The organism is Micromonospora sp. NPDC048930, assembly GCF_043197935.1.
In the GTDB taxonomy this organism is placed as follows: domain Bacteria; phylum Actinomycetota; class Actinomycetes; order Mycobacteriales; family Micromonosporaceae; genus Micromonospora.
This window is the reverse complement of record NZ_JBICUB010000009.1, coordinates 229,849-241,140: the sequence shown is the minus strand read 5'-3', so window position 1 is coordinate 241,140 and position 11,292 is coordinate 229,849. Positions and strand designations below refer to the sequence as shown.

Sequence of the window (11,292 nt, the reverse complement as noted above, 5' to 3'; positions counted from 1 at the left end):
CCCGCTCGCCCGTTTATGAATTCTTCTCATTTCCGAATCGGAAATGTCATAGCTTGACCATGTGAGCAACCGACCCCTTGCCTCCGCTGGTCGTGCCATTCCCCTTCTCCGCGCCGGGCTGATCGCCGGCATCGTGGTCGCCGCCGCGGCGTACCCGCTCGCCGCCGTGACCGGCATCGGCGCGAAGGCCACCGCGCACGCCGTGGAGCAGAAGACGAGCATCCTGAAGACCGCGCTACCCGCCGAGACCTCGTACGTCTACGCGCCGGACGGCAAGACCGTGTTGACGATGTTCTACGAGGAGTACCGGCAGTACACCAAGATCGAGGACATGTCGCCGAACATCCAGCAGGCGATCGTCGCCGCCGAGGACAACCGCTTCTACCAGCACCACGGCGTCGACCCGAAGGGCGTGGCCCGCGCCTTCGTGTCCAACGCCCGCTCCGGCGGCGTCTCCCAGGGCGCCTCGACCCTCACCATGCAGTACGTCCGGATGGCCCTGCGGGACAGCGCCAAGACGCCGAAGGAGGTCCAGGAGGCCACCCAGCAGACCAGCCTCCGCAAGGTCAAGGAGATGCGGATGGCGCTGGACATCGAGAAGCATCTCAGCAAGGAACAGATCCTGGAGCGCTACCTCAACTCGGCCTACTTCGGCCACCGGGCGTACGGGATCTACGCGGCCGCGCAGATCTTCTTCTCCAAGACCCCGGCCACGCTCAGCCCGGTCGAGGCGGCCACCCTCGCCGGCCTGGTCAAGTCCCCGTCCGAGTACGACCCGATCACCTCCGACCAGAAGGACGCCACCGGCCGGCGCAACTACGTGCTCGACAACATGGCCCGGCTCGGCTACCTGTCCCCGGACGCCGTCGCGCGGGCCAAGGCCGAGCCGATCAAGCTCAAGCTCACCAACCCGCCGAACGACTGCGCCGCGCTCGACGAGAAGTACCGGGCGACCTGGGGCTTCTACTGCGACTACCTGAAGAACTGGTGGAGCGCGCAGCCCGCGTTCGGGAGCAACCGGCTCGAGCGGATGGACAGGCTGCGCCGGGGCGGCTACCGGATCGTGCTCGCCCTCGACCCGAAGATCCAGGAAGCGGCGGAGAAGAACGTGGGCGCCAAGGACGGGACGGGCAGCCCGTTCGCCAACGGCATCGTGGTGGCCGAACCGGGCACCGGACGGATCAAGGCCATGGCGGTGAACCGGACCTACTCGCTCGATCTGAGCGAGAACCCGAACAGCTCCAACCCGGAGGCCGGCCCGAAGGTCAAGGCGAACTACCCGAACACCGTCGCGCCCCTGCTGGGCGGCGGCACGCTCCCGGGCTACCAGGCCGGATCGACGTTCAAGATGTTCCCGATGCTCGCCGCGCTCAATTCCGGCATGACCCTCTCCACCTCCATCAACTCGCCGTACCGCTACACGTCCAAGGTGTACGACGGCTGGGCGCCCTCGAACGCCAGTGGTGCGATGACCGGCGTGCAGACCATGTGGTCGGGCTTCGGCAAGTCGGTGAACACCTACTTCGTGCAGTTGGAGGAGCAGATCGGCGCCGAGAAGGGGGTACGCCTGGCCGAGCAGCTCGGGCTGCGCTGGCGTACCGATGTGGACCGCGAGCACGCCGCGCCGGACAAGGCGAACAAGTGGGGCGCGTTCACCCTGGGCGTCTCCGACGCCACTCCCTTGGAGATGGCGAACGCGTACGCCGCGATCGCCGCCGACGGCCGGTACTGCGAGGCCATCCCGGTCAACTCGATCATGAACCGGGACGGCACGCCGGCGATGTACACGACGGCCGGCGGCGTGGAGCGGGAGGTCGCCAAGCCGCGATGCCGGCAGGTGGTCAACGCGGACGCCGCCCGGGCCGCCACCGACGCCGCCCGCTGCCCGACGGGTGACACGCCGGCCAAGGGCGGCTGCGGCGGCTGGTCCACCGCCGACAGCGTCCGGGGCACGGTCGGCCGCCCGGTCGCCGGCAAGACGGGTACCACCGACAGCACCCGGTCCGCGTGGTTCGTCGGCTACACCCCGGAGCTGGCCGCGGCGAGCTTCATCGCCGACCCGGACAACCCGTTCAACGCGGTGGGTGACGGGTTGTCGCAGGTCCCGGTGGACGCGGTGGCGATGACCCTGCGCGATGCGCTCAAGGGCAAGCCCACCCGCCAGTTCACCCCACCGTCCGACCAGATCGTCGGCTGACCACCCGGGGGTGCGCCCGGGTTGACCGGTCAGGGGGTTCGCGGTACCGGCCGCGAACCCCCTGACCGCCGCTTCAGCGCAGGTCGGCGGCGACGAAGGACCAGAGTTCGAGGTCGACCCGGGCGCCCCGGACGACGCCCGCGTTGCGCAGCAGCCCCTCGTAGCTGAACCCGGCCTTCTCCGCCACCCGGCGGGAGGCCACGTTCCCCGGCGCGACCCGCAGCTCGACCCGCTGGAAACCGTGCTCCAGGAGCAGCGCGATGGCCACCGCGTCCACCGCCTCGGCGGCCAGGCCGAACCCCCGGGCGTGCGGGGCGAGCGCGTACGAGACCTCGGTCAACCGGGCGCCCCAGTCGGTGCGCCGGGTCCAGAGGCAGCCGACCAGCCGCCCGTCCTCCCGGCGGACCACCCCGTAGTGGTCGCCGTCGCCGCTGTCCCGGCGCTGCCGGGCCAGCTCGGTGCACCACGCCTGACCGTCGATCTGCCCGGACGCGTCCGCCAGCGGCAGCCAGCGCTGGGTCTGCCGGTCGGCGAACACCTCGTCCACCGCCTCGACGTCCGCCACCACCAGCGGGCGTACCTCGGTGCGCGGGGTGGAGACGGTCAGCGTCGGGAAACGGCGGACCGCCACCTGCCCGATCACGCCGGGGCCTCCGCCGGAGCCCCGGCCGCCGCGACCAGCCGGGCCGCGATCTCCGGGTACGCGGCCCAGTGCGGCACCAGTTGCGAGGCGTGCACGCCCCGCCAGACGAAGCCCTCCGGGGTGCCGCCGTCCCAGCTCCACGCCGCCCGCTCGCCGGCCCGCGGGGTGACCACGGCGGCGTGCTGCTTGTGCCCGACCACCGTGGCGCCGGCCGCGGCCACCACGCTGTCGGCGGCGGCGGTCGCCTCCCGGTAGCCGATCACCAGGCCGTCCCGGCTCGCGCCGATCGCGTCGAGCACCCCGCACATCGGCAGCCCGTCCAGCTCCCGGGCCAGCCAGAGCAGGCCGGCCCCCTCGGCGATCACCGGCCGGCCGGTACGGGCCAGCTCCGCCACGGCGATGCAGAGCCGGCGGTTGGCGGAGAGCCGGTCCGCGTACGTCTCGGGGAGGCCGCCGCCGACGACCAGCGCGCGGGTCCCGGCGGGCAGCGCCTCGTCGCGCAGCGGGTCGACGGTGACCACCTCGGCCCCGGCGGCGCGCAGCAGCTCGGCCGTCTCCGGGTGGCTGTAGCTGCCGCCCGGGCCGCCGGCCAGCGCGACCACCGGCCGCTCGCCGGTCGGCGGGTCACCGGCCGGGGCCGGCGACCAGGGCTCGACCGGCAACTCCGGCGCGGAGCGGGCCAGCCCCAGCAACCGGTCCAGGTCGACGGTGGCGGCGACGGCCTCGCCGAGGCGGCGCACCGCCCGCAGTGCCTCGCCGTCCCGCTGGACCGCCGGGACCATCCCGTGCCGGCGGGCGGGGAGCACCGGGGGCAGCTCGTGCCGGCGCAGCGCGCCGTAGACCGGCACGCCGACGTCGTCGAGCGCCTCGCGCAGCATCGCCTCGTGCCGGGGCGACGCCACCCGGTTGAGGATCACCCCGCCCAGCCAGAGCTGCTCGTCGTACGCCCGGAAGCCGTGCACCAGGGCGGCCACCGACTGGCCCATCGCCGCCACGTCCACCACCAGCACCACCGGACTGCGCAGCGCGGTGGCCACGGCGGCGGTGGACTCGGTCTCCGGACGGCCGGCGACCGAGTCGTAGAGGCCCATGGTGCCCTGCACGAGCGCGAAGTCGGCCCCGGCCGCGCCGTGCGCGAAGAGCGGCGCCACCCGCTCCGGGCCGACCAGCCGGGGGTCCAGGTTCCGCCCCGGGCGCCCGCCGGCCAGCCCGAGGTACGCCGCGTCCACCTGGTCCGGCCCGACCTTGCAGCCGGCCACGTCCAGCCCCCGGTCGGCGAGCGCGGCGAGCAGGCCGAGGGCGAGGCCACCGGTGCCGTGCCCCGACGAGGGGGCGCTGAGCACGACGCGCGGCACGAGGGTCATCGTCGACTCCTGGTCTGGGGTGGTTTCCGCCCGCGTGACCATACCCGCCCGGGCCGACGCGCGGCGGCCGCCGACCGGTCGGTTCCGGCCCGGCCGCTGCCGGGCCCGGCAACGGCTTCCGGCCCGGCGCGGGCCGGTGGCCCCGCTCACACGGGTAGCCTTGGCAAACGTGTACCGGTTCCTGCTGACCCCGCGCTGGCTGGGCTATCTCGCGCTGACCCTGGTCGCCGCCGCGCTGATGGTGTTCCTCGGCAACTGGCAGCTGGACCGCTACCGGGGCCGTACCGCGATCAACGAGCGGATCGACGCGGGCTCGACGATGGCCCCCGTACCGCTGCGGGACGCCCTGCCCGCGCCGAGCGGCGGCGCCGGCAGCACCGGGCCGGCCCCGGCGGAGCGGGTCACCTGGACCAAGGTGACCGCCACCGGCCGGTACGACGGCGCGAACGTGGTCCTGGTCCGCGGCCGTACGGTCGACAACGAGGTCGGGTTCGAGGTGCTCACCCCGCTGGTGCTCGCCGACGGCACCGCCGTGCTGGTGGACCGGGGCTGGATCCCGCCGGCCCCGGGCGGCAGCGCCACCACCCAACCGCAGGTCCCGGCCGCGCCGGCCGGCGACGTCACGGTCACCGGCCGGGTGGTGTCCAGCGAGAGCGGCGGCGGCGGGGTGGACCGGCGCGAGGGCAAGCTGGAGACCCGGCGGATCAGCATCCCCCGGATCGCGAAGCAGCTCCCCTACCCGGTGGCCGGCGGCTACGTGCTGCTCGACCAGCAGACGCCGGCGGCCGACCCGGCGTTCCAGGCGGTCCCGATCGGCCACACGAACAACTGGCAGAACTTCGGGTACGTGGTGCAGTGGTGGCTCTTCGCGGGCATGAGCCTGGTCGGCTACGGCTGGGTGGCCCGCCGGGAGGCGCGCCGGATGGCCGGCCTCGACCGGCCGCGTACGCCGGTGGACCGGGCCGCCGAGCCCGCCGCGCCGGCCTCCGCCTGACCGGCCCGCCGGAGCGGCCTCAGCCGGTGACCCGGCCCTCGTGGATGGCCCGAACGGCGTCGATGGTGTCGGCCTCGGCCGCGGTCTTGTCGTCGCGGTAGCGCACCACCCGGGCGAACCGCAGCGCCATGCCGCCCGGGTAGCGGCTGCTCGTCTGCACCCCGTCGAACGCGATCTCGACCACCTGCTCCGGCCGGACCCGGACCACCCAGTCCCCCTTCTCCACCGCCAGGCCGAGGAAGCGCTCGGTCTGCCAGCGGAGCAGCTCGTCGGTGAGCCCCTTGAACGTCTTGCCGAGCATGACGAACTCCCCGGTGCGCGGGTCGCGGGCGCCCAGGTGCAGGTTGGAGAGCCAGCCCTGCCGCCGGCCACTGCCCCACTCGACCGCCAGCACCACCAGGTCGAGCGTGTGCCGGGGCTTGACCTTGACCCAGGCCGAGCCGCGCCGCCCGGCGTCGTAGGGGGCGGCCGGATCCTTGACCACCACCCCCTCCTGGCCGGCGTCGATCGCGGCGGCGAACGCCGCGCCGGCCTGCTCCGCGTCGTCCACCTCCGCCCGCCCCACCAGCAGGGTCGGGTCGACCGCGCCGGCCAGCGCGGCCCACCGGTCCCGGCCCGGCAGGTCGATCAGGTCCGCGCCGTCGAGGTGCAGCAGGTCGAAGAAGTACGGCGTCAGCACCGCGTCGCCGGTCCGCTCGGCGGCGGCGAGCACCGCCGGCGCCACCGGGGTGCCCCCGGTGGTGCTGGGGGTGGTGCGCCGGGCGGCGCGGCTGGACGTCTCCTGGAACGGCAGCGGGCGGCCGGTGGCGTCCAGCCCGATCGCCTCGCCGTCCAGCACCAGCTCCCGGGCGGGCAGCGCGCGCACCGCGGCCACCACCTCGGGCAGCCGGGTGGTGATGTCGTCCAGGCTGCGGGTGAAGACCGCGATGTCCTGGCCGGACCGGTGCACCTGGATCCGGATGCCGTCGAGCTTCACGTCGACCACCGCCGGGGTGCCGGTGGCGGTGAGCGCCTCGTCCACGGTGGGCGCGCTCTGGGCCAGCATCGGGGCCAGCGGGCGACCCACCTGGAGCCCGAACCCGGCCAGCGCCGCGGCACCGCCGGTGAGCGCGGCGACGGCCACCGCGCGCAGGTCGCCGGCGAGCAGCAGGGCCCGGCGTACGGCGGCCACGGGCACCTCCGCGGCCCGGGCCACCGCGTCGGTGAGCAGGCCGGCCTGGGCGCCCTGGCGCAGCTCACCGCGGAACAGGCCGGCGAGCAGCCGCTGTTCGTCGGCGGTGGCGGCGGCGAAGAGCCGGCCGACGAGGTCCCGCCGGCGGGCCTGCGAGCCGGGACCGTGGACGCCGGCGATCTCCTCGACGGCCGCGTCGACCCCGCCCACGGTCAGCGTCGGCTCGGCCGCCGGTGGCGGCAGGTCACGCAGGCTCGCCCAGCCCACCCCGGTCTGTCGCTGGCGCAGCTCCCCGGCCAGGTAGCCGGCGCCGGCCGGAATCTCGTCGGGGTCGAGCGACCGCAGCGCCGCGGCGAGCAGCTCCACCTTGGCCCGCCGGCCGCTGGTGGCGCCCACGGCGGCGGAGGTGGCCGCCAGGTCGAGGAACCGCACGGACTCATCCTGCCAGCCACCCCTGACGCGGCGGGGCATCCTGGCCGGGCGACGGGTCCCGTACGCCACCCGGCCAGGCCACCCCGGCCACACCGCCCGGCCTCGTCCGCCGACGATCCACCCGGATTCCGGCAGCCCGAGTCGATCACCACGGCCCGCCGAGGGCCGGCCGGGTTGCCGGGGCCGGGGGCGGTGACCGGGGGCCGGTCGCGGTCAGGCCGAGACCGGCTCCTCGATCCGCAGGCCGCGGGCGCGAACCTCGTCGGCGACCCGGCTCAGCAGCGCGTCGAGCGTGACCAGCGCGGCGGACAGCTCACCGAGCTGTTCCTTGAGCGTGTCCTCGGGCCACGCGGAGACATCGACGTCCCCCAGAGCACTGATGGCGGCCTGGAGCCGCGCCATCTCGTCGTTCGTACGCATGTTCGAAAGGCTATAACACCCCGCCGCCCGACACACCGCAAACTCCGACATCGGCCCCGAAGTTACGGTTCCGACACCTAACTCCGGTCGGCCCCCGCCTCGGCGACCTTCGCCAGCAGCAGCGCCTCGGCCAGGCAGACCCGGGCGAACTCGCCCAGGTGCAGGCTCTCGTTCGGACCGTGGGCCCGGGCGTGCGGGTCCTCCACGCCGGTCACCAGGATGGCCGCCGCAGGGAACATCTCCTGGAAGGTGGCGATGAACGGGATGGAGCCGCCGACACCGATGTCCACCGGGTCGGTGCCGTCCCACGCTCCGCGGAACGCCGCCCGCGCCGCCTCGAACATCGGCCCGGTGGCGTCGATGACGCAGGGCGCGCCGTCGTGCTCGAAGGTCACCGTCACCTGCGCGCCCCACGGGGCGTGCCGCTCCAGGTGCGCGGTGAGCGCGGCGTACGCCTTCTTCGGGTCGTCGCCGGGCGCCAGCCGCACGCTCAGCTTCGCCTTGGCCGACGGGACCAGCGCGTTCGGCGCCTCACCGGTGGCCGGGGCGTCGACGCCGAGGATCGCGAGGGCGGGCTTGGTCCACAGCCGGTCGGTGATCCGGCCGGTGCCGAACAGCTCGGCCCCGTCGACCAGGCCGGCCTCGGCGCGGAACCGGTCCTCCGGGTAGTCGACGCTGGCGCCCTCCCGGCCGACCAGACCCTCGACCGTCACGTTCCCGGCGTCGTCATGCAGCGTGCCGAGCAGCTTGACCAGGGCGGTGAGCGCGTCCGGCACGGCGCCGCCGAACATCCCGCTGTGCACGGCGTGGTCGAGGGTGCGCACCTCGACGAAGCAGTTGACGATGCCGCGCAGCGAGGTGGTCAGCGCCGGTACCCCGATGTCCCAGTTGGTGGAGTCGGCGATCACGATGACGTCGGAGGCCAGTTCCTCGCGGTGTTCGGCGAGCAGCCGCTCCAGCGAGTCCGAGCCGTACTCCTCCTCGCCCTCGATGAAGAGGACCACGCCGACCGGGAGCCGGTCGCCGAACGCGCGCAGCGCGGCGATGTGCGCCATGATGCCGGCCTTGTCGTCGGCGGCACCCCGCCCGTAGAGGCGGCCGTCCCGCTCCACCGGCTCGAACGGGTCGGAGAGCCAGAGCGTGAGGTCACCGACCGGCTGGACGTCGTGGTGGGCGTACATCATCACGGTGGGCGCGCCGGGCGGGGCGGGCTTCTTCCCGATCACCGCCGGCTGGCCGCCGGAGCGCACGATCTTCGTGTCGAGGCCGCAGCCGCGCAGCAGCTCCGCCACCGCCTCGGCGGATCGCTCGACGTGCGAGTGGTCGAAGCCCTCGAAGGCGATGCCCGGGATGCGGACGAGGCGTTCGAGGTCGGCACGGACTCCGGGCAGTTCCCGCTCGACGGCGGCCCGCACCTCGGACTCGGACATGATCGGTGTGGTCATGACCGGCATCGTATGCCGGCCTTACCGCGGGCAGCGCCGGAGCCTGCTTCCGTCGGCGGTCCCCTGCGCCCGCGGGCCAGGCCCGTGATCAGGGCCGGCGGACGTAATACCGGTCCGCGTCGTGCGGGAGTCCCGGGGCGCCGTCGACCACGACGTCCACGGCCGCCTCGGTGCGGTCGGCGGCGAAGTGCGCCCGCTCCCCCGCGTGCCACCGGCGCAGTTCGGGCAGGATCTCCGCGCCGTCGCGGTCGAGCGCGCGGGAGAGCCGCAGCGGCGCCGGCGCGGTGACGAAGACCGACAGGGTCAGCTCCGGCCGGACCGCCGCCCGCGCCGCGCTCACCCCCTCGACGATGAGCACCGGCCCGGCCGGCACCGGCACCGGCCGGTCCAGGAAGCACCGGCGCACCCAGCTGTACCGGCGGTAGGTCCCGGGCCGCCCGGCGCGGACCGGGCCGAGCACCCACTCCTCCAGCCGGTACCAGAAGGTGAGCTGGTCGTCCCACCCGTCGAGCAGGTCGTCGGTGCGGACCACCGGCGGCCGGTCACCGCCGGGCAGCGCGGCGAAGGCGTCCGCGAGGCGCGCCGCGAAGACGCTCTTGCCCGCGCCGCTGGGCCCGTCGACCGCCACCAGTCGGGTACGCCCCAACCGCGCCGGCCCGGCCAGCACCCGCCGGGCCAGCCCGGCGTACGCCTCGACCACCGCCACCGGCCTCACTCCGGTTCGCCCAGCGTCTCCCGCAGCCAGGCCAGCTCGGCCCGGGTGGTGGCCCGGGCGATGGTGAGCAACCCCCGCCGGTACGGGTCGTCCAGTTCCTCCGCGCGTACCGGCCGGTCCCCCTCGTAGAAGAAGCTGCTCGGGGTGGACAGGAAGGCCAGCCGGCGCCGGAGCACCGCGTCCCGGGCCGCCGGGTCGTCGAGGTGGCGGAGGAAGGCGAGCAGGGTGAACCAGCGGTTCTCGTCGCTGATCTCCACCTCTTCCGGCTCGGCCAGCCGGCGCCGGAGCTCGGCGCGGCCCTGCTCGGTGAGGACCAGCATCTGCCGGGGCGCCGCCCGGGATCCCGGTTCGGCGCGCCGGGTCAGCCAGCCGGCCCGCTCCAGCCGCTTGATCGCCGGATAGAGCGTGCCGTCGGCGATCGGGCGTACGTGCCCGGTCAGCTGGGCCACCCGCCGCTTGAGGTCGTAGCCGTGCAGGGGCTGCTCGGCGAGGAGGCCGAGGATCGCGAGTTCGAGCACGGGCCGATCATATCCCGCTTCCGATATACCTCGGCGCGGATGTATAGTGACGGTCATGCAGGCAGCTGTGGTGGGCCCGGACGGGGCCCGGATGCGTTGGGTGGAGATCGCCGGCGAGGAGCCGGCCCGCGTGTACGTGCACGGGCTGGGCGCCACGTCGGCGGCGTACTTCGTGCCGGTGGCGACCCGGCCCGGGCTGGCCGGGCACCGCTCGCTCTTCGTCGACCTGTTCGGTTTCGGGCTGAGCGACCGGCCGGCCGGCTTCGGCTACACGTTGGCCGACCACGCAACGGCGTTGGCCGCGACGCTCGACGTGGCCGGCGTCCGCGGCGCCGACGTGGTGGCGCACAGCATGGGTGGCGCGGTCGCGATCGTCCTCGCCCACCAGCGGCCGGATCTGGTGCGCCGGCTGGTGCTGGTCGAGGCGAACCTCGACCCGAACCCGCCCCTGACGGCCGCCAGCAGCGGCGTCACCCGCTACGCCCTGGCGGACTTCCTGGCCGGCGGCTATGCCGAGACACTGGACCGCGTCGGGCCGTTGTGGGCCGCCACCATGCGCCTCGCCGATCCGGTCGGCCTGCACCGGAGCGCGGTGGGCCTGGTCGCCGGCACCCGGCCCACGATGCGCCACCTCCTGGAGCGGCTGCCGATGCCCCGGCTGTACGTGCAGGGTGGACGCACCGGGCCCGTCGACGACGCGGCCGGCCTCTCCGCCGCCGGCGTACGCGTGGTGACCGTGCCCGATGCCGGGCACAACGTGATGCTCGACGCGCCCGAGGAGTTCACGACGGTGGTGGCGGCCGGACTCGCCGCGGCCTGAGACGGGGCGGGGCTAACGCCTCCGAGGGATTTCGTCGTGGCGGCCCGACGTGGGCTGGTCGTTCACCCGCCGTGGCCGCCGGCCGGCCGGCATCATCGGGTGGTGCTCCATGACGTGATGAGTCCGGGCGTCGACGCCCTGCTGGAACAGGCCCGGGCCGGGCTTCGCCGGCTCACCCCGCACGAGACCGTCGAGGCGGTCCGCGCCGGGGCGCTGCTGGTCGACACGCGCACCGAGGCGCAGCGGCGGGAGCAGGGCGAGCTGCCCGGGGCGATCGTCGTCGACCGGACGGTGCTGGAGTGGCGGCTGGACCCGGGGAGCGCCTGGCGGATCCCCGAGGCGACCGGGTACGACCGCGAGGTCGTGGTGGTGTGCCGCGAGGGCTACAGCTCCAGCCTGGCCGCCGCCAGCCTGCAGGCGCTCGGCCTGCGCCGGGCCACCGACATGATCGGTGGCGTGCAGGGGTGGCAGGAGGCCGGCCTACCGATGTCCGACCGCCCGGCCGACGTCCGGTACTGACGGCAGGCGGCCGCGCGGCGGCCCGACCGCCCCGGGGCGGCCCTGCTGGTGGGC

The 11,292-nt window shown here is 74.7% G+C and carries 10 protein-coding genes and 1 pseudogene; 4 read left to right on the top strand and 7 right to left on the bottom strand.

The window, feature by feature from the left end:
- Window positions 1–61 precede the first annotated feature (61 nt).
- Window positions 62–2,197 carry a transglycosylase domain-containing protein gene (locus tag ACGFI9_RS24200; RefSeq protein WP_393181168.1) on the top strand — a complete coding sequence of 712 codons (2,136 nt, stop codon included), beginning with the start codon at window positions 62–64 and terminating at the stop codon, window positions 2,195–2,197.
- A gap of 73 nt (window positions 2,198–2,270) precedes the next feature.
- On the opposite strand, the gene ACGFI9_RS24195 is transcribed toward ACGFI9_RS24200, so the two are convergent.
- Together ACGFI9_RS24195 and ACGFI9_RS24190 are read right to left on the bottom strand one after the other, a co-directional pair.
- Window positions 2,271–2,840, bottom strand: a complete 570-nt coding sequence (locus ACGFI9_RS24195) for a GNAT family N-acetyltransferase (RefSeq protein ID WP_393181166.1) — start codon at window positions 2,838–2,840, stop codon at window positions 2,271–2,273.
- Entirely contained in the window at window positions 2,837–4,204 is a 1,368-nt protein-coding gene (locus ACGFI9_RS24190) for a cobyrinate a,c-diamide synthase (RefSeq protein ID WP_393181164.1), read from the bottom strand. The genes ACGFI9_RS24195 and ACGFI9_RS24190 overlap by 4 nt, the downstream gene beginning before the upstream one ends.
- Before the next feature lie 169 nt (window positions 4,205–4,373).
- Here ACGFI9_RS24190 and ACGFI9_RS24185 point away from each other — a divergent pair, with 169 nt between their 5' ends.
- Window positions 4,374–5,198, top strand: coding sequence for an SURF1 family protein (locus ACGFI9_RS24185; RefSeq protein ID WP_393181162.1), 825 nt, complete (start codon window positions 4,374–4,376; stop codon window positions 5,196–5,198).
- A gap of 19 nt (window positions 5,199–5,217) precedes the next feature.
- Here ACGFI9_RS24185 and ACGFI9_RS24180 read toward each other — a convergent pair whose 3' ends face one another.
- The 5 genes and pseudogenes from ACGFI9_RS24180 to ACGFI9_RS24160 all read right to left on the bottom strand — a co-directional run bounded on the left by ACGFI9_RS24180 (window position 5,218) and on the right by ACGFI9_RS24160 (window position 9,899).
- Complete coding sequence (locus ACGFI9_RS24180) at window positions 5,218–6,801, bottom strand: ATP-dependent DNA ligase (RefSeq protein ID WP_393181161.1); 1,584 nt, start codon at window positions 6,799–6,801, stop codon at window positions 5,218–5,220.
- A gap of 213 nt (window positions 6,802–7,014) precedes the next feature.
- Window positions 7,015–7,221, bottom strand: a complete 207-nt coding sequence (locus ACGFI9_RS24175; protein ID WP_393181159.1) for a hypothetical protein — start codon at window positions 7,219–7,221, stop codon at window positions 7,015–7,017.
- Between the two features lie 77 nt (window positions 7,222–7,298).
- Complete coding sequence (locus tag ACGFI9_RS24170) at window positions 7,299–8,651, bottom strand: dipeptidase (RefSeq protein WP_393181271.1); 1,353 nt, start codon at window positions 8,649–8,651, stop codon at window positions 7,299–7,301.
- Window positions 8,644–9,411, bottom strand: a pseudogene (locus tag ACGFI9_RS24165) (uridine kinase); the annotation flags it as partial. The pseudogene ACGFI9_RS24165 and the gene ACGFI9_RS24170, both read right to left, overlap by 8 nt.
- Window positions 9,378–9,899 carry a PadR family transcriptional regulator gene (locus ACGFI9_RS24160; protein ID WP_393181157.1) on the bottom strand — a complete coding sequence of 174 codons (522 nt, stop codon included), beginning with the start codon at window positions 9,897–9,899 and terminating at the stop codon, window positions 9,378–9,380. The pseudogene ACGFI9_RS24165 and the gene ACGFI9_RS24160, both read right to left, overlap by 34 nt.
- A 55-nt stretch (window positions 9,900–9,954) precedes the next feature.
- Between ACGFI9_RS24160 and ACGFI9_RS24155 the strand changes: the two genes are divergently transcribed.
- Both ACGFI9_RS24155 and ACGFI9_RS24150 read left to right on the top strand, forming a co-directional pair.
- Complete coding sequence (locus ACGFI9_RS24155; RefSeq protein WP_393181155.1) at window positions 9,955–10,719, top strand: alpha/beta fold hydrolase; 765 nt, start codon at window positions 9,955–9,957, stop codon at window positions 10,717–10,719.
- A 117-nt stretch (window positions 10,720–10,836) separates the two neighbouring features.
- Window positions 10,837–11,238, top strand: coding sequence for a rhodanese-like domain-containing protein (locus tag ACGFI9_RS24150; RefSeq protein WP_393181269.1), 402 nt, complete (start codon window positions 10,837–10,839; stop codon window positions 11,236–11,238).
- Window positions 11,239–11,292 lie beyond the last annotated feature (54 nt).